At 40.4% G+C, this 23,352-nt stretch carries 25 protein-coding genes and 1 pseudogene; 6 read left to right on the forward strand and 20 right to left on the reverse strand.

Features of this window, described 5'->3' with window-relative positions:
* The first annotated feature begins 95 nt into the window (after nucleotides 1-95).
* Both AB685_RS17360 and AB685_RS17365 read left to right on the forward strand, forming a co-directional pair.
* On the forward strand, nucleotides 96-1,325 hold the full coding sequence (locus AB685_RS17360) for an MFS transporter (RefSeq protein WP_047971865.1): 1,230 nt from the start codon (nucleotides 96-98) through the stop codon (nucleotides 1,323-1,325).
* Between the two features lie 831 nt (nucleotides 1,326-2,156).
* A complete protein-coding gene (locus AB685_RS17365) occupies nucleotides 2,157-2,714 on the forward strand; it encodes a DUF2812 domain-containing protein (RefSeq protein ID WP_047971866.1) in 558 nt (185 codons plus the stop codon).
* A gap of 70 nt (nucleotides 2,715-2,784) precedes the next feature.
* Here AB685_RS17365 and AB685_RS17370 read toward each other — a convergent pair whose 3' ends face one another.
* Nucleotides 2,785-3,180: a hypothetical protein gene (locus tag AB685_RS17370; protein ID WP_198530537.1), complete on the reverse strand. Its 396-nt coding sequence runs from the start codon at nucleotides 3,178-3,180 to the stop codon at nucleotides 2,785-2,787.
* Between the two features lie 540 nt (nucleotides 3,181-3,720).
* Here AB685_RS17370 and AB685_RS17375 point away from each other — a divergent pair.
* Nucleotides 3,721-4,920, forward strand: coding sequence for an MFS transporter (locus tag AB685_RS17375; protein ID WP_047971868.1), 1,200 nt, complete (start codon nucleotides 3,721-3,723; stop codon nucleotides 4,918-4,920).
* 97 nt (nucleotides 4,921-5,017) lie between these two features.
* On the opposite strand, the gene AB685_RS17380 is transcribed toward AB685_RS17375, so the two are convergent.
* A complete protein-coding gene (locus AB685_RS17380; RefSeq protein ID WP_047971869.1) occupies nucleotides 5,018-5,980 on the reverse strand; it encodes a tRNA-dihydrouridine synthase in 963 nt (320 codons plus the stop codon).
* A gap of 235 nt (nucleotides 5,981-6,215) precedes the next feature.
* Nucleotides 6,216-7,490 carry an MFS transporter gene (locus AB685_RS17385; RefSeq protein WP_047971870.1) on the reverse strand — a complete coding sequence of 425 codons (1,275 nt, stop codon included), beginning with the start codon at nucleotides 7,488-7,490 and terminating at the stop codon, nucleotides 6,216-6,218.
* A gap of 224 nt (nucleotides 7,491-7,714) precedes the next feature.
* Here AB685_RS17385 and AB685_RS17390 point away from each other — a divergent pair, with 224 nt between their 5' ends.
* On the forward strand, nucleotides 7,715-8,404 hold the full coding sequence (locus tag AB685_RS17390) for a DUF421 domain-containing protein (RefSeq protein WP_053073870.1): 690 nt from the start codon (nucleotides 7,715-7,717) through the stop codon (nucleotides 8,402-8,404).
* A gap of 228 nt (nucleotides 8,405-8,632) precedes the next feature.
* Here the strand turns inward: AB685_RS17390 and AB685_RS17395 are convergent, their stop codons facing one another.
* The 13 genes from AB685_RS17395 to AB685_RS17465 form a co-directional block, all read right to left on the reverse strand.
* The gene (locus AB685_RS17395; RefSeq protein WP_047971871.1) at nucleotides 8,633-9,163 is read right to left on the reverse strand and encodes a hypothetical protein; all 531 of its coding nucleotides are present in this window, start codon (nucleotides 9,161-9,163) and stop codon (nucleotides 8,633-8,635) included.
* A gap of 293 nt (nucleotides 9,164-9,456) precedes the next feature.
* Nucleotides 9,457-11,274 carry a LysM peptidoglycan-binding domain-containing protein gene (locus tag AB685_RS17400; RefSeq protein ID WP_047971872.1) on the reverse strand — a complete coding sequence of 606 codons (1,818 nt, stop codon included), beginning with the start codon at nucleotides 11,272-11,274 and terminating at the stop codon, nucleotides 9,457-9,459.
* Nucleotides 11,275-11,571: 297 nt separating this feature from the next.
* A complete protein-coding gene (rlmD, locus tag AB685_RS17405) occupies nucleotides 11,572-12,951 on the reverse strand; it encodes a 23S rRNA (uracil(1939)-C(5))-methyltransferase RlmD (RefSeq protein ID WP_047971873.1) in 1,380 nt (459 codons plus the stop codon).
* Between the two features lie 1,052 nt (nucleotides 12,952-14,003).
* Nucleotides 14,004-14,216, reverse strand: coding sequence for a helix-turn-helix transcriptional regulator (locus AB685_RS17415; protein WP_047971875.1), 213 nt, complete (start codon nucleotides 14,214-14,216; stop codon nucleotides 14,004-14,006).
* Between the two features lie 10 nt (nucleotides 14,217-14,226).
* Nucleotides 14,227-14,703, reverse strand: coding sequence for a DUF2975 domain-containing protein (locus AB685_RS17420; RefSeq protein ID WP_047971876.1), 477 nt, complete (start codon nucleotides 14,701-14,703; stop codon nucleotides 14,227-14,229).
* 444 nt (nucleotides 14,704-15,147) lie between these two features.
* A complete protein-coding gene (locus AB685_RS17430; RefSeq protein WP_047971878.1) occupies nucleotides 15,148-15,693 on the reverse strand; it encodes a hypothetical protein in 546 nt (181 codons plus the stop codon).
* Between the two features lie 16 nt (nucleotides 15,694-15,709).
* Nucleotides 15,710-16,093, reverse strand: coding sequence for a VOC family protein (locus AB685_RS17435; protein ID WP_047972033.1), 384 nt, complete (start codon nucleotides 16,091-16,093; stop codon nucleotides 15,710-15,712).
* 34 nt (nucleotides 16,094-16,127) lie between these two features.
* The gene (locus tag AB685_RS17440; protein ID WP_047971879.1) at nucleotides 16,128-16,400 is read right to left on the reverse strand and encodes a metalloregulator ArsR/SmtB family transcription factor; all 273 of its coding nucleotides are present in this window, start codon (nucleotides 16,398-16,400) and stop codon (nucleotides 16,128-16,130) included.
* Between the two features lie 144 nt (nucleotides 16,401-16,544).
* Nucleotides 16,545-17,111 (reverse strand): GNAT family N-acetyltransferase, encoded by a 567-nt coding sequence (locus AB685_RS17445; RefSeq protein WP_047971880.1) that lies wholly within the window; start codon nucleotides 17,109-17,111, stop codon nucleotides 16,545-16,547.
* Between the two features lie 100 nt (nucleotides 17,112-17,211).
* Complete coding sequence (locus AB685_RS17450; RefSeq protein ID WP_128755896.1) at nucleotides 17,212-17,499, reverse strand: hypothetical protein; 288 nt, start codon at nucleotides 17,497-17,499, stop codon at nucleotides 17,212-17,214.
* 23 nt (nucleotides 17,500-17,522) lie between these two features.
* Nucleotides 17,523-17,900, reverse strand: coding sequence for a hypothetical protein (locus AB685_RS17455; protein ID WP_047971882.1), 378 nt, complete (start codon nucleotides 17,898-17,900; stop codon nucleotides 17,523-17,525).
* Nucleotides 17,901-17,951: 51 nt separating this feature from the next.
* Complete coding sequence (locus tag AB685_RS17460) at nucleotides 17,952-18,779, reverse strand: GNAT family N-acetyltransferase (RefSeq protein WP_047971883.1); 828 nt, start codon at nucleotides 18,777-18,779, stop codon at nucleotides 17,952-17,954.
* 135 nt (nucleotides 18,780-18,914) lie between these two features.
* On the reverse strand, nucleotides 18,915-19,592 hold the full coding sequence (locus AB685_RS17465) for a hypothetical protein (protein ID WP_053073871.1): 678 nt from the start codon (nucleotides 19,590-19,592) through the stop codon (nucleotides 18,915-18,917).
* A gap of 381 nt (nucleotides 19,593-19,973) precedes the next feature.
* On the opposite strand from AB685_RS17465, the gene AB685_RS17470 reads away from it, so the two are divergent.
* Both AB685_RS17470 and AB685_RS17475 read left to right on the forward strand, forming a co-directional pair.
* Nucleotides 19,974-20,606: an HNH endonuclease family protein gene (locus AB685_RS17470; RefSeq protein ID WP_047971884.1), complete on the forward strand. Its 633-nt coding sequence runs from the start codon at nucleotides 19,974-19,976 to the stop codon at nucleotides 20,604-20,606.
* A 199-nt stretch (nucleotides 20,607-20,805) separates the two neighbouring features.
* Nucleotides 20,806-21,120 carry a hypothetical protein gene (locus tag AB685_RS17475; RefSeq protein WP_241773334.1) on the forward strand — a complete coding sequence of 105 codons (315 nt, stop codon included), beginning with the start codon at nucleotides 20,806-20,808 and terminating at the stop codon, nucleotides 21,118-21,120.
* 111 nt (nucleotides 21,121-21,231) lie between these two features.
* On the opposite strand, the pseudogene AB685_RS17480 reads toward AB685_RS17475, so the two are convergent.
* The 4 genes and pseudogenes from AB685_RS17480 to AB685_RS17495 all read right to left on the reverse strand — a co-directional run.
* Nucleotides 21,232-21,663, reverse strand: a pseudogene (locus AB685_RS17480) (histidine phosphatase family protein); the annotation flags it as partial.
* A gap of 257 nt (nucleotides 21,664-21,920) precedes the next feature.
* A complete protein-coding gene (locus AB685_RS17485; protein WP_047971886.1) occupies nucleotides 21,921-22,427 on the reverse strand; it encodes a GNAT family N-acetyltransferase in 507 nt (168 codons plus the stop codon).
* A gap of 70 nt (nucleotides 22,428-22,497) precedes the next feature.
* Nucleotides 22,498-22,851 (reverse strand): DUF3147 family protein, encoded by a 354-nt coding sequence (locus AB685_RS17490; protein ID WP_047971887.1) that lies wholly within the window; start codon nucleotides 22,849-22,851, stop codon nucleotides 22,498-22,500.
* Nucleotides 22,836-23,258: a MarR family transcriptional regulator gene (locus tag AB685_RS17495; RefSeq protein ID WP_047971888.1), complete on the reverse strand. Its 423-nt coding sequence runs from the start codon at nucleotides 23,256-23,258 to the stop codon at nucleotides 22,836-22,838. The genes AB685_RS17490 and AB685_RS17495 overlap by 16 nt, the downstream gene beginning before the upstream one ends.
* Nucleotides 23,259-23,352 lie beyond the last annotated feature (94 nt).

Genomic DNA, 23,352 nt, shown 5'->3' on the forward strand with positions numbered 1-23,352 from the left:
AAGGTGCTCTATCTATTACCTAAATAGTACACTTTTTCCTCCCCTTTTTTCCAGATAAACTTAAAGATGTTGAAATACGGAAGGATGGGATCATCATGGGGGAAAGAAAGTTAGAGCCGGTACTTCAAGAGCCTGGCTTATGGAAAAACAAAAACTTTATGTTCTTATGGGTTGGAAAAGTTATATCAAACTTCGGTTTTCAGATTTACGCGATTGCCTTGCCGCTCTTAATCTATGAACTATCAAAATCTGCGCTTGCGATGAGTATGATGCGTGCGATAGATTTTTTTCCTAATATTTTTATAGGAATGCTGGCAGGAGTGATGGTAGATCGATTTAATCGAAAAAGTATCATGAAATACGCTGTCATTTTACAGATCATAGCCTTAACTGGAATTGTTTTATTGATTTTTTCTAATGAAATCGCTGTTTGGCACCTCTATATTTTAGGATTTATTTTATCCACTTCTGGTTACACCTTTGGAAACTCACAGCATTCGGCCATACCTCAGCTGGTTTCTAAACAGCAGTTGACTGCAGCGAATGCAAAATTAACCTTTGTGGACACCTTTGTTTCCTTGGTTGGACCAGGATTAGCTGGTATTATCATAGCTCTTTATTCTTTTGGATTCAGTTTTTCTTTATATCTAATCTGTCTTGTTGTAATGCTAGTATTCTTACTTTTCGTACAGGTACCTCCTGTTGAAAGGGAGAAAAAGAAGCAAGCATCCGTGTGGGCAGATATGAAGGAAGGGGTTCATGAACTGTTCGGCAATAAAACACTCCTCACGCCGACCATTGTGACGGTTTTTTCCAACCTTTCTGCCAGCCTCGTCATCGGGGTACTCATCTTTTATGCTGCAGATGTCCTTGAAGCATCAGAAAAAGAAATTGGATTCATGTTCAGCTTTGGGGCAGTGGGAGGATTAATCGGATCCCTTGTCATTACAAGACTTAGAAAAACAATGGGACGCGGAAAAATTTATGCATGGTGCTTGTTTATCGAAATCATCGGCCTGGCTGTTCTTATTTTCGCAAACACGTGGTGGTTGATTGGGTTGTCATTATTAATCCGCAGCTTTGCGGTCATCATGTCCAATGTAGTGTATTTTACAATACGCCAAGAATACACGCCCAATCATCTGTTGGGACGAGTAGCAGGTACCTCCTCCATGCTCATGAAACTGGCACTTCCATTGGGACTGTTCATAGCAGGATTGTGGGCTGAGTTTTTACCGATTCCTATTCTGTTTTTGATTTCTACTCTGATTACAGCTGTTCTATTTGTGGTGGTTAGGAGGAGTGAATTTTCGTTGGTAGAGTAGGGGACAGGCACGCCGACATAATTTATTAGCAGATGACAGTATTAAAGAAAAAAATCCGTACTAGGTGAGTACTATTCATTTAGATATCCACTCAAAAATTAAGCATTATCAAAGGACAGACATTCTATGGAATATACTAACCGTTCTATTTATTCACGCGCTACCTCTCACAAAGAAAGTCAGGGTTTTAAAAGGGTCAACGTGCAGGTCCGTTGCCCCTTTGTACAATCATGTATAAACTGTAGGGGAGTTTGTTCCTTTCCTATCCAGGTTCCCCTTCTACTAGGTAGCACCATAACCACCCACCAGCAATAATTCTCCCAATATAGCACGCAAAAATAGTCGAGAATTCACGAACACTTATAAATCCCTTTGCAACAATACAAACATTTGTATTCAACAAACGTTTGACTAAAAATAGCTATCTTGACATAGTTCCCCACTATGCCATCGTTATTTCTGCAGAATAAAAATTCAGTAAATTCTTAAACAAAAGAGTAAACAGACGCATTCGCATTGGCTAATAGCTGATCTGCTAGTACTTCTTTTGCATGTGTCATTTTTCTTCACTCCTTCCTCTTATGAATGATATTCGACCTTTTGCTTCCATATCCTTTTTGGTGTCGAAGGGACAGGTCCCTCGACCCTTTAATTAGTTTTTGATGAGAGATATTAAATCTATGTATTTTATCTATATTTTAACACTTAAGGGAAAATCCAACTGTTTTTTGCATGGAATATGTTACATTAGAATTACTACGTGATACAGGAGTTCTTACAACGGGTTAAAATAACTATATTATACGTCATGGAAATGGTGGAGGGGGATCAGTGATTACTAAAAAAGCACGAAGAAACATCTTCAAGAATATATTTCTTGACTATGAAAAAGAAGAGAATTGGGTTAACAATATGTGCAAACAAGGTTACGCACTTTGTGAAATTTCAAATGGTTATTATTATTTCGAAGCATGCGACCCAGGGGAATATACATATAGAATTGACTTTTTAAAGCAAGGCACAATCTCAGAAAAAAACACTTACTTGGATTCTATCAATGAGATGAAAGTTGACCATATTGCTTCCATAAACAGATGGCAGTATTTTAGAAGAAAAAGCATACTAGGTGAATTTCATATTCATTCAGATACCCAATCAAAGATAACGCATTATCAAAGGGTTAACTTCATATGGTATATACTCGCTATTATATTTATATTACCGGCATTTTTTCTAGTATCTGATTTAATTGTAAGTTTTTTTATTGAGATAGACATAGACCAATCGGGTGTATTTTTAAATGTTGCACTCTTACTCATTGGACTGTTTTTCCTCAAGCAAGCACTACCGCTTACAAAGAAAATTAGGAACTTAAAAAACGAGCAGTGAGGGTCGAGACAGGTAAACCCGTTTCTGTGTTCTACTCCCTGTACAAAAACGGGTCATAGTGCCTGTCCCTTCAACCTACGAATAGGATTATAACAGTTAATAGAGAAGAGCTGATCCATGTGATGACGAGTTTCTTCTCTATTTTTATCGATGAGTCCATCATCTTATGTACAATCGACAAAATAAAGAGATTGGTGAAGAACAAAAAGTAATAGACAACTATAAACATCAGCCATGCATGTTGACTGAGAATGCCTTGTAATGGTGTTGTGAAAAAAAACACAATAAACAACACAAAGGAAATCATTAGCCAAACTAGAAGGATAATGAACATTTTATCCCAAATAGGATGCTGCATGAATTGCTTTTTATTTTTGGCGTAGTTATAGAGCAATTGAGTACATGCAAACAAGATCAGTAAAATGGACACTAGGGTTACGAGTTGTTTTGGTAGTGTATGTTCCATAGTCAGATAAGGATTAACCATATTGAAATTTGCTATGAACGCAAACAAAACAAGAAATAGAATTACCAAGGACTGTTTCAGCCAATAGAATTTCATGAGTCTTTCACCAAGTACCATATTTTTTGCATATTATCGCCCCCTACTTTTACTTACGTATTTCTCATCAGAAAAGTTTCAGTGGGTCGAGGAGACAGGCACGCCGACCCATAAAATGCCAGGCCCTAAATAGGGACTTGGCTTAAAATTTCCAACAAGCTGAAAATTAAAAACAGTATTCCAAGTCCAGCGAATGATGCCCTCGAAGCACAACACACTTAACCACTTTAACGCACCAACGGGTCAAGGAACCTGTCCCCACAACCCCCTATGTAAAACCCTGAGATTGACCAACAATTAATTAAGTAAAGAAAGAGCCTCACACTCCGTAAATGCTTGCTTCTTGCAAGGATTTTTTTAAAAAGAACAAGCATTATGGTATGATATCTAGGTTGTTTCTCTACCATATAACAAATTTCCATTCAGCTTAGAAAAGAGGCTTTTATGCAATCTACAAAATTAACGAGGCAACATTGGTTGCTCATCTTAACACTTTCTTTATTAACATTTGTTCTTGGTACAAGCGAGTTTGTTATTGTTGGAATCTTGACGGATATTTCTTCAAGCCTTGATATGTCAAATGCAAAAGCAGGTACTCTTGTTTCTGCGTTTGCGATTACGTTTGCCATTGCCACACCGCTCGTGATGTCAGCAACAAGTCATTTTCCAAAGCGTAAATGGATGTTGTTTTTAATAGGGGCTTTCATTCTCTTCAATGCGTTGTGCGCCGTTTCATCATCCTACACGATGCTACTTTCTTTTCGGATTTTGACAGCCATTGTGACTGGGGTTCTGATCTCCCTAGCCATGATAGTGGCAAGTGAAACCATGCCGGCAGCAAAGCGCGGACTTGCCATCTCATTCGTGTTCGGTGGCTTTACCCTTGCGAACGTCATCGGGGTGCCGATTGGAACTGTCGTTTCATCCTGGTTCGGCTGGAACTCCACTTTTATGCTGACTACCATACTGGGAGTCTTGGCGTTCCTTGCATCCTATTTCGTGTTGCCAAGCAAGCTCAGCCAAGTTCGAAGCTCCATCCGGGATCAGTTCTCGTTGTTAACCAATCCGCGAATTCTAATCGCCTTTTTCATCCCTGCGCTCGGATTTGGGGCAACCTATGTCGTCTTTACGTACCTTGTTCCGATCCTGAAGGGAATGGGAGCACCAACCTATTCAATCAGTTTAATTCTTTTCGCATACGGATTCATCTCGATTTTCAGCAATATCTTGGCAGGTAAAATAGCCAGCCATAATCCAATTGGCCGTCTTCGATTTGTGTTTCTCGTCCAGGCTGTTGTACTGATAAGCTTATTTTGGACAACCAATCATTTTGGACTGGGACTAGTAAACATTGGATTGATGTCGTTAATGGCCATTCTTTTAACAACATCCACGCAGCTCTACCTGATAGACCTTGCTGGAATTTATCAGCCATCTGCAACGGGACTCGCCGCCTCCCTCATGCCTGTGGCAAGCAACGTCGGCATCGCTTTCGGGTCTGCTCTTGGTGGAGTCGTGTACCATCAAGTGGGCCTCAGTCATGTAACATGGATTGGTGGAATTGTGGCTGTATGTGCTAGTCTGCTTACGTTTCTAAGTTATTATTTGGATCGGAAAGAGGTGTCGAGGGGACAGGCACGCTGACCCAGTTTTCAATATTTAAGCGCGCACAAAAGCCGAGAATAGCAAGTATTCTCGGCTTTTTGTATTATTTTAGATGAGTGGGTCACGATGCCTGTCCCTAAAACCCACTCTCAAACTCATCCAGCAATGCCCGCACTTCATCTGTTGATTTCGTATTCATGAGTTGGTTCCTTAGTTCCCCAGCACCACGGAATCCTTTGACATATATTTTGAAAAAGCGGTGAAGCTTTGTGATGGAACGTGGTACTATTTCTGCATAATGATCTTGTAAATCCAACTGCAGTCTTAAGAGATCCAGATACTCCTTGCTGCTGTGCTCTTTTGGCTCTTTTTCAAAAGCGAAAGGATTCTTGAAGATACCCCGTCCAATCATCACACCGTCAATACCATATTTCTCAGCAAGTTCTAGCCCCTTCTGGCGGTCAGGAATATCGCCATTGATGGTCAGGAGTGTATCCGGCGCAATGCGGTCACGCAATTCTTTTATTTCCGGGATCAGCTCCCAATGCGCATCGACTTCGCTCATTTCTTTTCGAGTCCGTAAATGAATAGATAGGTTCGCAATATCCTGTTCTAGAATATGCTTCAACCACTCCTTCCACTCTTCTACTTTCGTAAAGCCAAGTCGTGTTTTAACGCTGACAGGCAGACCGCCCGCTTTTGCAGCTTGGATAAGTTCCGCCGCAACATCTGGACGTTGAATAAGGCCGCTCCCTTTCCCTCTCGTCGCAACATTCGGAACAGGACAACCCATATTAATATCGATACCTTTAAATCCCAACTCCGCCATGCCGATACTCATTTGACGGAAATACTCGGGATTATCGCCCCAAATATGTGCCACCATCGGCTGTTCATCTTCTGTAAAAAGCAAACGACCACGCACGCTGTCCCTGCCTTCAGGATGACAATAACTATCTGAATTTGTGAACTCTGTAAAGAACACATCCGGTCGCCCTGCCTTACTTACTACAGTACGAAAAACTACATCTGTCACATCTTCCATCGGCGCCAACACAAAAAACGGTCGCGGTAACTCACGCCAAAAATTATCTATCATTTCTAACTCAAATCCTCTCTTAATGAATACAACTTTTCATACCGGTTCAAAAAATTTACACTTATAACTTATATCATGCTTCCTGACTTATTTTCAAACACTAGTATCTGGAATAGTTTCTGACGCAACAAAAAAATACACTACAACGCAAGAGAAGTGCTGTAGTGTACCCAATTACGTTCAATTCTCGCAACGGCTCCGCAATGTCCAGAGTGTATGTGATACTGTTGTTTATTTATTTGAGGAATATCGGTCTTTTTCGTTTGTATTTATGTCCTGTATCCTCATACTTTTCTTTAATAAAAATCACTCCAATTAATCCAAGCATAGAGAAGATTACTGGAGTGAGGAAACCGTAGTAGTATCCATCACTAATGTTACCTAGAGTTGACTGAAAATGATCCAATATATATCCAATAATACTTGGCAGCAATACTGCACTTAGAAATCCACCCGTATTCGCAAACCCTACAACAATGCCCGTTTCTGTTATAGGAAAAGATTGACGTACGACTGCAAAGGTTAAGGAATTGGATCCAAATCCGAAGCCAATGATAAAGAAAAGTATAATTAGTAAGTAAAATGGTGGATGCTCTTTAAATAAAAGAAAGATGGACCAACACAATAAAACCGTAATATGAAAAACAACATATGGCCGTTTTATAGTTCCTAAACAACTTGAAACCCACCCAATTAGGGGTGCCCCAATAAGTGCTCCAATTAGACTAATCATAATAAGCTGACTTGCATCTAAGCGTGTCATTCCATACACATCCATCATGTAAGGCACTGCCCACGAACCGATAAATCCAATATACCCTCCGACAATCCCAAAGTGACAAAAGAATAATGCCCATGCCTGCCGATTCGAAAGTATTCTTCGTAGTAAAACCGCTGTTTTTTCCCGTTGTATTTTTGGGGCTACAAATAACGATTGCTTTGATTTTTTAACGAGAACATAATAAAGGAAAACACTTAGTAAACATAAGAGTATTCCAGCTGAAAAAAATGCTCCCCTCCAACCAAGTAAGGCAATCAATACTGAGAACGGAACAGTTGCCAAAAGGAAACCTAGGCTTCCTGTCATTCCAGCAAAACCAATTAATCGAGTAAATTCCTTTTTATTAAACCATTGGCTTAAAATTAACACCATATTTACCCAGATGGTCGCATCCCCTATTCCCGTTAGGATTCTAGCAAAAAACAGCACAAATTCATGTGTGCCAAAACTATATATGATGGTACCTATACCTGTAAGAGTCGCCCCTATAATAAGAAGAAAATTAGGACCATAACGATCAGCTAAAATACCCATTGGAATTTGCAAACTAGTGTACACAAAAAATTGGATACTAGTCACTAATCCCACCGTCGTTGCTGTTACACTAAAATCCTTCATCAATTGTTCGGTAATCAACCCCGGAGCGGTTCTTTGGCTCGACATAATTAAATATGTAAACAATACAGAAGTAAATATAACCCATCTAAATTTACTATTTTGTTTGTCCAATGATATCTACTCCTGTTAGCTTTTACCCTATATATATGGATATCTATTTCCACTATGTCAGTTATCGGGGCTTTCTGATCAACCTGGCATTATAGGTCAAGGCCACCTTCTGCATCCCTTTTGAAAAAATACTTATAAAAACACATAGTTCACCAAAATACTTATGCATGATTTGCCGCGCCATAATGAACACTAAAATTAAATTTATTAGGGAGGTGCGACATATGACTATTTTTGAAATGGTTCTAAGAACAACGGTTGGCTTCATTACCCTATACATATTATGTAGAATATTAAATAAGAAACTGATTGCACAAATGACTTTTTTTGATTTTGTAGCTGGAATTACGATAGGGTCGGTTGTGGCAAGTTCAATGCTTATGAAGGATATACCAGTATTAACAGGGATGGTCGGATTGGTCCTATTTGCTTTTTACACCTTTCTTTCTAGCATTGGAGCCATTAAAAGTTTATGGGGAAGAAAAATTCTAGAGGATGAACCGACTTATCTTATCAAAGACGGGCAAGTTCTTGAGGAAGGACTAAAAAAAGTTCGATTGACTATGGATGGACTTCTTACCAATCTAAGGAAAAAGGGATATTTCTATGTGGATCAAGTTGAGATCGCTATGATGGAAACAGATGGTAGTGTATCTGTATTGGCCAAACCACCTTTTCTAAGTGTTATGCAGAAGGACGTATTTAATATTCAAGCAAGTAGAGGATTAGCTCAGGCATTCATAATAGATGGAAAAGTATTACAAAAAAGTTTGAAATCACTAGGTAAAGACATGCATTGGGTGATTCAAACCTTGGAAAAGAACAATATTTCTAATGTGGAAGACGTATTTTTTGCCCAGATTGACCAATTAGGAAACATCTATATTGATAAGAGAGAGGATAATGTGAAATAAGATCTTAAAGATATTATTCTTGCTTCTTCGAGCTGGTATCTTTTACACATAAAAATCCCCACAAACATTTATGACAAAACGTTTGTGGGGAATATTTTTAGCTTAATTTATTTCTCTCATTCCTGAACTAGCATTACAACAGGCAAAATTGCAGAAGATCTTATTATGAAGGGCTATTATCAAGCCATTTATACAAAAGGAATTCGCAGTCCTGACTACAGTTTAAACTTATTCTTTTCCTTTTCCCTTCTTCTTTCCTTGCCCAAAGTTAATTGGTTCTTTATTCTCAGCTAGTACTACCCGGTTTAAATCCATCGTACGGATATGTGGTTCTTCACCATTATATAACTCAGAATGCTTATATAGCTGCCGAACAATCGAATCCAGAAACACAGCCTGAAGAGAATTTTCTAGTGAATCTCCTTCAGAATTATTAATCACTAGCTCCACCGTGTCCCATTCTACTAACTCTGCCCTTTTCAGTAGTACATCCCCTTGATCGTTCGGTTCGGTAAACCTGTAAAGGATGTCATTAAACGTTTGCTCTGACAAATAAATGTCTTCCCACTTGAAATCCTTGGAATCAAAATCCATCTCTTCTAATTCTTCAGCTGTAGTGAAATCTCCTCTATTAGCCATCTTTTTCGCTTGTACCTTATCAGCAGCATTTTGGGTTTCTTTACCCGCTTCATCTTTATTGCCTCCGCAAGCAGTAAGTAGTCCCAAAATAGTAAAGAATATCAGTGCTTTTTTTAGCAAAATGGTTTACCCCTTCCCGTATTTGTTCAGATAAGGGTTATTATTATCAATTTAAGCTTTATTATTCTTGAGGATATTCGAAGGTCATTAAGATACCTTAGCATAACGTAAAAACCCCATCCAACCCTATTAGATAATGGTTGGATGGAGTATTAGAAATTATCATTTTGATTTTAATTCCATCCTCGCCACAGCCTCACAATGTCCAGAGTGTATGTAGCAACACATGAGATAGTTGGTGAGTTAACAATTTCTCTTACTAATCTTGAACTTGGGATAGGAAAATAATTGTTCTATAAGAAGGTTAAGTTTGAAGCTATTTCCTTCATATGCGGTTGGTCTGTCCATAAGATGAAGTAATTGTAAGTTTCACCCTGGAATTTAATAGGAATTGGATACCTTACGATTAAAGCGGATTGATTCAACATTTCTGTTGGTTGGTCTACAGAGGGAAAAATGTAGCATGCTTCTTGATTTTGAATTCTTGCCTTTATTATTCTTGGCAAGGATCCATAGGGCATTAATGGATGGAAAGCTTCCCCATGGCACACTTCATCCAAGTTTTCACCAGCTGAAATAGCTGATATTTGAAAAAAACCGTCCGCACCTTCGTATCTTTCCTCGTTCACTTTTCGCCAGTTTGATGGATATTGGAAACTAACCTTGTAGGTAGTGTTCGTATATGTGTTTTGGGTTACATCCATTATGGCAGTGGGAGACCATTGAAGTGACTGAATGTTAACTCCTTCAATTAGTCGAATTGGAACGGGCCGATGGAGGTCGATAGTCCACATTTCATGGGCGAATTCCTGTTCCCTGCACCCACTAAGATATGCAATATTTGTTCCGTCCGTAGACCACGTGACAGGTGATGCAAAACAATTAGATATAGCCCAAATTCGATCCTCTTCCCCTCGCCTCCCCACCGTTCGAACTTGCGAAAAATACCCTCTATCTTCAAAGGCGGTAGCGCTATAGGCAATTTTTAAAGAATCGGGAGACCATTTCGGATAATAATTTTTTGCAAGCGGTCCTCCTTTTACTTCGAACACATTCCCTGTTGAGAGCTCAATGGTGTGAATGATGGAGATACTGACACCTGGTGTTGTATATAGTACAAAGCTTCCGTCGGGTGATAGCTGGGGATTATTAAGCCGTCCTTCTGTGTTACTTGTAATTTGCTGTTTCCCTGTCCCGTCGGTTTGATTTCGGTAAAGCTGACTAATTCCTGTTTCATCCGGTGCCTGAAAAAGCAGTTCCATACCATTCGGAAACCATTGAACATCTGTTGAATTAGGTTGTTGAATGCTTTGCACGTGATGAGACAGTACGTCGTACAAGATAATGTGACCTTGTTTTGTATAAGCAATTTGGGTGCTGTCAGGTGACCAATCCAATTTGAACTCAACCTCTTCTTCCATCTGGTCGATTTGAGCAATGGAACCTGTTGCAACCTCAATAACATTTATTATTCTGTTCTTTCCTACAAACGCAATTCTCCTACTATTCGGTGACCATTCAGGTCTTGAGAAGGAATCACCTAATCCACTGGTGAGCTGCAAGTTCTCTCCCGTCAGGGGATTATATAACCAAATATCATAATGCCCTCCCCGATCAGAGGTATAGGCAATCCGTCCTTGGTCACCAGGAGGGGCGTATGGAATCATTAACTTCATACCGGGAAATAGGTGGGAGGATGGAAGTTGGTTTACATTCCGAATAAGCTCATAATTCGGCTCCCCGTTTGTTAGTACATTAAACCTCCCTGCAAGCTGATACAGTGTATCCCCTGGTTGTACGATGTAATAAGGAACACCTGGTGGAACCTTTAAGAATTGACCGATCTGAATGACATAAGGTGGTCGAAGTTGATTTGCCTCCACTATCACTGAAGATGGCACTTTATATAATTGTGAAATTCGATACACGGAATCTCCTTGTCTAACACGCACTTTGTCAACCCCAGGAGGAACGGAGAGCTGTTGACCTATATGAATAGTGTAAGGAGGATTCAAATTATTTGCAGAAATAAGTGAATCTGTCGGAATTCCCCATCTCCTGGAAATCTCGTATAACGTATCACCTGATCGTACTGTGTAAAAAGTCTGCATGATATTCACTTCCCATTAGGTAAATTTTCCATGAGTTAAGTTGAAATATAAAATGGGTACACTCTCTCTGCCCATATACTATTCGATAAGAAGTGCAAGGTTCAACAAAACCGAGGAAAAATCAATTCTGTTTCGAGGGACATTGAAAATGTTTCCTCTTTTGAAAACCATTATGGGGGAGCATCGGGGACGGTTCCCGATGCTTCTTCACAACATTAATGGAAACAAGGGACCTGTCCCCTAAAGCAAAAACCCCATCAAACTCTTCTACATAAAGGTTTGATGGGGTTCTAGATATTATAAAGTGGGATTTAATTCAATCCTAGCAACAGCCTCACAATGGACGGTGTGTGGGAACATATCCACTGGCTGCACTTCGACCGTCTTATATCCTCCATCCTCCAACACTCGCAGATCTCTCGCAAGTGTCGCCGGGTTACAGGATACATAGACAACCTTCTTCGGTTTCATTTCCAAGATTGTTTTAAGCAACGCTTCATCACAGCCTTTACGCGGTGGATCCACCACAAGCACATCTGCTGTAATGCCTTCTTTATACCATTTAGGGATGACGACTTCCGCTTCGCCCACTCCGAATTCTGCATTTGTTATCCCGTTCAGTTCAGAGTTTCGCTTTGCATCTTCAATCGCTTCTGGCACTATTTCTACTCCGTACACTTTTTTCGCCTTTTGTGCCAGGAACAAGGAGATAGTTCCGATTCCGCAGTAAGCGTCAATAACGGTTTCTTCTCCGGTCAGTTCGGCGTACTCAAGTGCTTTATCATATAGAACCTTCGTCTGCTCAGGGTTGACCTGATAGAAGGATCTGGCGGAAATTGCAAACTTGATGTCGCCGATGAAGTCGTAAATGTACTCGTTGCCCCAAAGCACGTGCGTTTCATCTCCGAAAATCACATTTGTTTTCTTAGTGTTCACGTTTTGCACAACGGATTTCACTTCCGGCAGGGCGGCTGCAATCTCTTCCACAATTGCCTTGCGATTCGGGACATCTGGTGTTCGAGTGATGAGCACGACCATGATTTCGCCGGTGACTAGACCGTATCGGGCCATGACATGACGAAGCACACCTTTATGTGTTTTTTCGTTATAAGCACGCACGCCATGCTTGTCGCAAATTTCTCGGACCGTTTGGACCACACGATCGTTTATTTCTTGCTGAATCAGGCATTCCTTCATGTCGATAATTTCGTGACTGCGCTGTTGGTAGAACCCTGCAATCAGTCCGCCTTCGCGCTCACCGATTGGAACCTGGGCTTTATTGCGGTAACGCCATGGGTTGTGGTCCATTCCGAGTACCGGATGAACCGGAACGTCCTTTAGGTGTCCGATGCGTTCGAGGACATCCTTGACCTGCTTTTGCTTCGCAACAAGTTGACCTTCATAGCTCAAATGCTGAAGCTGGCAGCCTCCGCATTGCTTGTAGATTGGGCATGGAGCATCGACACGATAAGGGCTTGTCTTGTAAGTTTCCTCAAGCCTGCCAAATGCATAGCCTTTTTTCACCTTAATGATTTTGACTTTGATCTCTTCATCTGGCAGGGCGTTTTGGACGAAGACCGGAAAGCCATCTATTTTTGCTACACCGGCGCCGTCATGGGTTAAGTCCTGGACGGTGACATCGTAGTATTCGTTTTTTTGTACGGGTAAGTCTGTCATGTATTTTCTCTTCCTTCACGTTAAAATCGCTGTTCCGATTGTACCATATGGGGGATGGGCTTGCCAGTTGAGGTTGTGGCTTACTTACTTGCTTGTATATTTCACTATGCTTTCATACTGTTCTACCTTTCAACCTTCACCTTCTACCTTTTTACGGTCAGCTTCTACATTTCCCGAGTTTACTTCTACATTTCCCAGACATTCTTCTACCTTTCAACACCAACGTTCTACAATTTCTAAGAAAAACCGGGCAAAAACCGCCGGTCCTTAAAGCAAAAAATTTTAGTTGATTGGTTAATCGCCTCTGTTCCTTTCCGCAAATAGCTTCGCTTATCTAAGGGCGACCTTGAGCCTCCTCACAACGCTTGAGGGGTCTCAAGATTGTCGCTTCTCCCCCGTAGGACAAGGAAGGCTACGGCAGCGATACATCGCACGCAGAAAATGCTCGCATTTTCAAGGAGGCTACGCTATTTGCTCCAATACACAGCTAGAAACCAATCACCTCATTTATATAGTTTTTAGTTTTCCTTTCGGTGAATGAAATTAACTTGTTGATTGCAGTGGAAGGCGCGAAGTCCCGCGGGAGGAAGGGACTGGTAAGACCCCGCAACGGAATGAGGAGGCTTACGGACCGCCCGCTGGAAAACGAAGCGCCTGGAACGGAAATCAACAGAATTATATACTTATCTTTTTAAAAAAGAGGTTTCTACCGCTCCGCTTAATCGATAGAAACCTCCCTAAATGAATCACATTATAATGCTAAGGCATTGAACTAGTAATAAACTCAATCACCAATGCGAAAACTCCCAATAATATAGTCATAAAAGTTGTTGCCGAGACTATCTTTTTGCTTAGGTTAAACTTAGGGTCAGAGGTGATTGAATTTCGGTTTACTATAAAAATAACAATTCCTATAATAATAGACCCTGTCCAACTAATCAGACCAACTTCTGTCACTAACTTCTCCCAATCGAAAATCCAAAAGTATGCTATTAAAAGATGTATAACAACCAACGGTATTGTAATAATCCTCGTAATGCTTTCCACTTTAACTACTCCTCCTCGAGTCTATACTCCAAAATGTCTCCTGGTTGGCAGTCGAGAGCTTTGCAGACGGCCTCGAGGGTGGAGAAGCGGATGGCTTTGGCTTTGCCATTCTTGAGGATGGAGAGGTTTGCCATTGTTATTCCGACTCTTTCGGAGAGTTCGGTGACGCTCATTTTTCTTTTTGCCAACATGACATCAATATTTATGATTATGGCCACTGTTTTCACCTCACACTGTTAAGTCATTTTCAGATTTTATGTCAATGGCTACCTGTAAAAGCTTCTGAAGGACCGCGCTGAATACGGCAATTACGATAGAGGCAAAGATAGGAACCATTCCAATAATTAACGCCCCTGGCGCATCATCTTTGTCTGCTAAAAGAAATATAAAAGGCATGATTACTACATACACGCAACTGATTGCAATCGCACATAATTTAATTTTCTTTAAAGCTTCTACGGAAAATTGCGAGAACGCCTCATTCTTATCAATATATCCTAAAAGCTTTAACGCCTGATACAATGCAAAATAAAACGGAATGGTGGTCAAAAACATCCCGGTTACAATAGGATAGAGGATATAAACGTAATCAGTACTTACCGGGTTTTTCATCAACGAAAACAACCCAACTATACATAAAGTAAAAACCGGTGTCCCAATAAGAAATACCGCTATTTTCAAAAAGAGTGTAGAACCTTGTTTCATAAAAGCACCTCGCTTCATCGTGATAATTTGAATTTACCATTTAATTTATTGTTTTTCAATAAATATATATTATTTATTAATGTGCACAAAATCTTAATGAAAGGTTGTTTTCGCATACTTTGTTGCTTTTTCGCATTTATAAACTAACCGTTATATTCCTTGCTGTCGTGCTCTTTTCCTTGCTATACAAGGTAACTCGCATGCCATTTTAGCATTCCTAAGCTGTGAAAAATCCAAAGGCCGATTTTTCTTCGTGAAAAATCCAAAGGCCGATTTTTCTTCGTAAAAAGTCCAATTGCCGACTTTTTACTCAGTGATAGCAACAATCTTTGAGAAAAGAGCCTAACAAAAAGAAAAAGCTTCCTTCTGGTAAGAAGAAAAGCTTTTCCTTTAAGTATTGTACAGATTCCTTCTTTTTGAACGAGAAACACACTTCCACGCTTCCTATTTCCAAACAGCCAGGTACTTTTTCTTGTATTTTTGGTCATCAACTGTGTCAATTAGGTCTAGAGCAGTTTGTTTTATTGCTTCGTCTTGGAAGTGGTCGTGTAAGTCTTTCATGTTTTGGATAATGTCATGACGAATTAGGGTATAGTTCTTTTCTTCCGTTCCATTTTTGAAACGATCGCTCATGTATTCCATAACCATTTCCTTTTGCGGTGTCCCTGCAAGCCCAACTTTCCATATCGATTGAAGACTATGCCTAGCTGTAACAAATTTTACATCTTTTGTGACTTCCCATAACTTAGGAAAATCTTTCATCATTCTCATCTCTGGATCGCTTTTTGCTAGATTCGCTAAATATTGTGCTACCCGAGAGCGCTGATGGTTATCTTTATGCGTTAAATCCGCTAAGAGTTGATCCCAAACTTCATAAGTCCAATCCACTTTTTCTTCTGTGGCATTCAAGATATACTGATAAGCTTCATAACGCTCTTCTTTATCGCCGAACTTTGATTTTTCAAATTGCGATTTCATTATACTATCCATTTTCCCACCACCTACATTACTGTTGTGCGATTTGAATAAGGTTGCCGCAAGTATCGTCAAATACTGCGATGGTGACTCCACCCATTTCTGTAGGCTCCATCGTGAACGTTACTCCTTTTTTAACCAATCGCTCGTATTCCTTGTGAATGTCTGCAACACCAAACATGGTTGCAGGAATACCTTCTGAGAAAATCTTCTTTTGATATTCTTTTGCTGCGGGGTGGACATTTGGTTCTAGTAAAAGTTCTGTACCGTCTTTTTCTTCTGCAGATACAAGGGCAATCCACCTATGCTCACCGACCGGAATGTCATGTTTTTTCACAAAATCCAGTTTTTCTGTATAGAACTCCAATGCCTTGTCCTGATCTTGAACAAATAAACTTGTAACAATGATTTTCATCATGTATGTTCCTCCTTTGATAAGTAACTCGGCCTTACTCAATCCATCCTTTCAGTAAGTTTTTTAGTGGTTCGTTGTTGAAAATGATCACTCGATATTTACCTTTTCTTTCCGACTTTACAAGTCCAGCAGCTTCTAATACTGCAAGGTGTTTCGCTATCGCTTGCCGTGAGATGGATAGTTCATGCTTCATAATGAGACGTACAGTGAGTTCATACAACGTTTGCTCATTTCGTTCAGTTAGTTCATCTAAAATATGCCGTCTGGTCGAATCGCTGAGCGCTTTGAAAATTACATCTTTGTTCATATTTTAATTATATGCAACTAAAAGGTTGCGTGTCAAACTGAGGAGGGCGTCGGGGGGACAGGTACCTTGACCCATTTCTACACAAAAAAAAGACAAGCATCCTACTCACTTGCCTCCTCCATACAAGTATGTAATTTCATTCGTTCATTTCACTTTCGCAAACACACAAGTATCCCGCAGATTCCCATTCACTTCGCGTTCACTATTTTTGAGAATTCCCTCCAGCGTATATCCGGCTCTCTCTGCAACCGCACGACTCTTCACGTTATTAGAATCGCAACGAATCTCGACACGCTTTGCCTTCAGTTGTTCAAAGGCGAACTGGGTAATGCCTTCCACCGCTTCGGTGATGTAGCCCTTGCCGCTGAACCGAGAATCGATCCAATAACCGACTTCAAATTTCGGAATGGACCAGTCGATACGATGCAAGCCTGACGAAGCTACGAACTCACCGGTTTCTTTTAAGAAAACCAAAAGCCTTAAATCCTTTCGCTGCAAAAATTCTGAATGGCTTTCCCTTATATTCGCTTCCACATCTTCCACTGTCTGGTCTTGTTGCGCAAAAATCATCCATGGCTTCAGCTCAGAAAGAGAATGGATGATGGCTTCATGTACCACCGGACCATCTCCTGGCAAAGGCATTCTGATCAAGAGTCTATCTGTGGTGAACTCTGATGGAAAATCTTTTAAGATTGGTTTTGGGTTGGTCATCCTTTACAATCTCCTCTACTGTTATGCAAACTGGATCAAGGGGACAGGCACCATGACCCACTTGTAAAATTGTGCTTTTGCGGATCCCCTACCAAACTCCTTAAAAAATTGTAGAGATTCTTAACTTCTTATTTTTTATTAGGTCTCCCAAACTGTCACGGTTTATTTTAAACGATCCCAATAATGTGCCACCGTCTCCTACACTATAATCCGATAATTGTGTTTGTCCCCTCCACAAAGCTCTTCCTTTTTTAGCATTATCGATAAAATACAATTGATCCTTGTATATAAATTCAATTTCCCGTCCTTGCTCTAAATAATATACAAATTGGTCATAGCTGATGGTGTCTCCTTCTGGCACATTGGCATATTCCTTGTCGTTATTCATTAATCCACCTACCTTGACCTCCATTACTCTTTCCAATCTTGAGGAACCTGCACAATCACATACTTCCCTGTCCACATTTGTGTGGTTACAATTAAATCCGCGTCCTCTTTTTCAAAAAAGTAACCACTACCATCTTGAGTCTGAAACTCCCAGCCATGTTCTTTCATTAGCAGTTTTATGTTTTCATCGTCTTGTCCATGCTCATCCCGAGTAATAAACCACTCATAGCCATCCTCGTTTGCAATTTTCACGATGGGTTCTGAAGAGTTATTGATAGACTGCAAGACTTCTTTTTTACTTACGGATTCTATCGGCAGGGATGCGTAGTAAAACCTGCTATTGTATGCTACTATTCCTAGGATGACTGCAATAAGGCTGATGATGGCGATTCGTTTGATCATGGTTCCCCTCCCCAATTTACAAACACCTATTATTCTTTCTTAAAGCCCCTTCTAAATTCCATACCTATAGTAATCCTGAGAATGATAACTCCTAAATCCACAAGATTCATAGAGTTTTAGCGCATGGGCATTCTTCGCTTCTACCTCTAAAAAGACAGGCAGTCCTTTTTCACTTTCCATTTTCACCACTTTAGATAAGGCTTTCCTGCCAATTCCTTTGCCTTGGAGTTCTGGAAACACAGCGAATCCATATATCCAGGCTTCTCCGTTCGTTTCGGAGACGCGGATTTTTCCAGCAGTTCGATCTTGCGCTTCGATGATGAACATGTCTTCGCTGTTGAGTTCCTTCATTCGCTTGTTAAAGGCTCGCGCTTCTTGTTCTGTAAAATCAAAGCAGGCTACTTCCAATTGAATTTCCGCTTCAAAATCTTCTTGTGACGTTGATGGCCTTATGATTACAGCCGGATCATCATATAACTCACCTGTTTCCCATTTCATTTGATACTCCGCTATATAAAAGGTACAAGGAATGCGGTCTAGAAATTTCTTCGCGCTTTGAGAGGAGCTCGGCGCATTCAACAAGATAGTCGTTATCTCTCGCTTCTTCGTCTCTGCTACCGCTTCAGCAAACAATTTTGTGAAAAACCCTTTTCTTCGGTAGTCTGGGTGTACCATACCAGTCATCTCAATTTTATTACCGAATCCGTAGCAGCCAAGGAAACCTACCAGACGTTCATCTTCATAATGGAAGAAGTCTTCTTTGCTGTTGTCATCCCGAGTTTGGAGCATATCTTCATTCAGTTTCAGCTCGAAGCCCCCTTCTTTTTCACAGGCAATTTGGAGTTGTTTGATTTGTTGTAGTTGTTCGTTTGTTAGCATGGTTTACACCTCTTTTTTGGGTTGTAGGGACAGGCACCGTGACCAATTAACCGTCCTTTACTCTAGCTAAACTTTAATTTGAGTTCTCCCTATGATTCCTTTCACTGTTTATTAAGACACCTTACTTTATGAAAGCTAGGCCTTCCCCTTACATTCCGGGCCAATGGACCTTTCTCTGTGACTTTTCTCCAATTCATTTAAAAAGTCTAGATTTAGGAGTTTACTACAATTTTCTATTCTTACTTCTTCAAGGCTTTGTGCTTGTTTTAATTCATTTAAGTCTAATTCATTTCTAATATAATTTAGTTCTACTCTTTTCAGATTTAATAAAGACGAACAGCCTTGGAAGGATGAAATATTTGATTGAGTAAGTGTTAAGGACGTTAAATGCCTTAACCCTTCTATTTCCTGTAAGTTTTTGTTTTTGGGCTTATATTTTAACAGGGTGAGTACTCGTAAATTTGAGCAGGATGTTAACCCTTTTACATTTTTGTTCCATTCTAAATCCAACTCTACTAGTTCAGGCAGTTTGTTTAAATCTAGGGATACTCCAGGAATATGAATTCCCAGTTCTTTTAGTGATTTCATATGATACAAACCTTCGATATTTTTGATATAAATGCTCGAAATATTAATGTCTTCTACCTCTGGGCACTCCTCTAGAAAATCCACATGTTCTTTCCGATAATAGAGTTCGTTTATTTGAATTTTTTTTACATTGTTTGAACGAATATATTTGATATAGTCATGTAGATTTTTCTCTTCAATGACAATTCTATCACCATGAATTTTCCGAACACGCTTCAGAGTCATAATCTTACGGAACCTCCTTGGGTTGTAGGGACAGGCACCAAGACCCACTTCTACTCTACCTAAACATTAATCTGAGTTCTCCCTTTAAACCAATTCACTATTTATTAAATCGCCTTACTATATGAAAGCTAGACCTTACCTACATTCCGGGTCAATGGACCTGTCCCCACGACTCCTTTCAACTCTCCCTGATCCATCAGGCGCAGGAGAACAGTACCTTTTCTTAATATTTACAATATTTTAACTTATTATGACTCTTTTATATATTATCATTTCAAGTAGATACATAGTCTACAAAAATTCTTTCCCTATTTAAAACTATTAAAGTCTCGTCCATAAACGAGATTTTGATATAAAAAATTAATAGTAGGAGGCATATCTATGCTGAAGAAATCCATGTTGGTTATTTTTGCATTCATCCTGTCGTTCTCTGCTTTGCAACTTGACCCCCAAACGGTCTCGGCACTTCCCCCTGGAACACCATCCAAGTCTGAAGCTCAATCGCAATTGAATTCATTGACTGTGAAATCCGAAGACCCCATGACCGGCTATTCGCGGGATCTATTCCCACATTGGAGCGGCCAAGGTAGTGGCTGTGACACTCGCCAAATCGTCCTGCAACGTGATGCCGACTATTACAGCGGCAATTGCCCTGTCACTTCTGGAAAATGGTATAGTTACTTTGATGGAGTTATTGTGTACTCGCCATCCGAGATTGATGTTGATCACATTGTTCCTTTGGCCGAGGCTTGGCGTTCCGGCGCAAGCAGTTGGACGACCGAACAGCGTCGCAATTTCGCGAACGATCTCAATGGTCCACAATTGATTGCGGTAACAGCAAGCGTCAATCGTTCTAAAGGTGACCAAGATCCTTCCACATGGCAGCCACCTCGCACCGGAGCTCGCTGCGCATATGCGAAATGGTGGATTAACACGAAACACCGTTGGAACCTTCACCTTCAGTCTTCAGAAAAATCTTCTTTGCAAACAATGCTTAACGGCTGCGTTTACTAAATCTATGTGTGACTGCAAGTACAGTAGCTTGCAGTCATGCTTTTAATACAAGGCTGTTTTCGTAAACTTTGTTGCTATTTCGTATTTTTACAACGACCGTAATAATTGTTGCTGTCGTGCTCTTTTCCTGGTTATTCGGAGAGATTGCATGATATTTTGAAAGTAGATACACTGTGAAAAATCCAAAGGCCGATTTTTCTTGGTAAAAAGTCCAATTCCCGACTTTTTACAAGCGAATAGCAACAATCTAAAATGGAGAGGAGTCTTACATATGGAAAAGAAATCATCAATTTTCACTGCATCTCATGGAGTCATGACAGCCGAGGTTGGTGTCATCACTGGCGAACTTGAACTGCGTACCACCTGCGATGATGATGGTGTTCTCTCACTTGAGATTACATACGTCGGTGCCGCGGAATGGTACACGTTGCCTGGCGATGACTATCAACTGCATGATTCGCGAGATCACGAGGTAGTTCATCGGATGCTTGTTAAGGTTTTAGAACGACCTTGAAGAGAGTGGGTCGAAGGAAACAGACTCCTCGGCCCTTTTTAAACCAGGGACGGTTCTTCCGCTTCCACGCTACCTATAAATCAAAGAGAGTCCAAGTAATTTTATATGTACTTAACTTCCTCTTCCCCACAACCTTTCCATCTTTACTTCATTGTGTTCCTTCCTCAACTGAAACACATCAGGATTGCTGAGATTCCTCCAGTGATTAAACCCAAATCTGTCATTATAGTTCTTCAGCAACAGCGACATGATATTTCCGTGTGTAATGATTAAAGTGTTTTCCGTTTCACTTTTAAAAGCTTCTTCAACCACCTCGACAATCCGGTCCATCGCCTCTTTACTAGACTCTCCACCTTCATATTTCAACTCCAAGTCATCGAAGGTTGCTTCCAGTTTTTCAAGCCAGTCGGGTAAATTCCCTGAGCTAAGTGTGCGTTCAGCTAAGCGGTCATCAATTTCTATCTTTATGTTCATTTCCTTACTCAATGGTTCAACAGATTGGATAGCACGTAAAAAGGGGCTTGATAGGATCCGGTCTATTGGTGTGTTGGAGAAGAATCAGGCTAACTCTTGTGCTTGTTTAAATCCTCTTGCTGTAAGCTGTGATTCCGATGGTTGTCCTTGTGCTTCGCAATGCCTGACAATGTAAATGTTTTTTGACATGGATAGATCCCCTTTCGCTTTTCTACTAATTTAGTACGAATAGAATGGAAAATTGTTTCATTTTTCTTTGCGAAAAAGTGCGAGAAGGGACGGTTCTTGCGCTTCCATGTTACATAAGAAGCAAAAGAACCGTCCCTCTAATTAATATCTCTTACGTTCCAAACGATCTCCCCGTTTTCGTCCCAATCACTATGGTGTCGCTTGAATCCTATTTTCTCTAGAACTCGAAAAGATGGAAGGTTCCAGGTACGAACAGTAGACCAAATTTTTCGCCTCCCAGTGGCAACTGCAGCTTCCATAACTGCTGATGCGGCTTCCGTTGCGTAACCTTGGCCGTGCACCCTTTTAAATAACTCATAGGCAATCTCGGGTTCTGCTAAGGTGGAACGGCCGATAATCAAACCACAATACCCAATGACATCTCCTTCATCCCGACGACAGACAGCTAGTAGACTAATCCCGCTTTCCTTAGCTCTTTCACGAAAACGGATAATTTTATCCCTTGCAGCCTCGAGAGTTGGTTTGTCCACGCCCCGTTCCCCAACAAGCTCCCGGTACCAGGACGCATCAGATTCTTCCCACATGCGAAGGTAAAGCCTTTCAGTCACTATCTCAAACTTCATAGACTTATAAACATCTGTCATTTTGGAAACCTCCTTATCTACCTCCGCACTCCTTATACCTTCCCTTTCTAGGAGAGTAGGAAGTATTCTTTTAGTTAATGAAAATCTCTCTAACATACTTGACAACCAAATCCTGCACCAACAAGAATACCAACCATCCACACACCCCCATCCCTATAGAAATGAATAGTTGGATGGAATGCTGGAGTGCTATGTAGACAATGATCAATAGAACGGCAGTTGCCGGGAATCCCCAAAGTACTCCTAAAGCAAATTTACTTATCGTTGCTGCTTGTTCCCCTTGGACATAGAGCCAAATGATGCTAAGCAAACTTACCAATGGCAGTGCAGCAATGATTCCGCCATAGGAGGGAAATCTTCTGGAGATCTCCGTAACTGCCCCAATAACGAGAGCGGATGCGACTATTTTCAAGAGGACGTGCATTGTTTTGCCTTCTTACTAAATAGTTTTAGTGACTCTTCTATCAGGATTTTCTCATTGGCATTCAAACCGTTCCATACTTGTTCTAGCTTTTCTTTATCTAGACTCGTGTTGCGGTGTAAAATCTCTGCACCTAATTCTGTTAAGCAAAGGATGACTTTTCTTTCGTCAAGGGCGTCTCTCCGCTTATGTATGTAGTCTTTTTCTATCATTCTTTTTACATGTTCGGAGGCAGTATTAGGAGACACCTGCAAGAATGATGCAATCTGCTTTACTGCGGTTTCTTCCTTTTTATCTATTAGCTGTAGTATTCGAACCATTTGATGAGAGATCTTTTCCTTATGTACATAATGTAGGTGAAAATAGATATCGGTCCAATATTCATTTAATAATGTTGCTTTATCAGTCATTGAGAACACCTCTTCATATCGCTTATAACGATTATATCGTATAATACGATATAAAGGAAGTGATTTTCTTTTTATTGTTGCTGAGCCAAACAAA

The organism is Bacillus sp. LL01 (assembly GCF_001037965.1).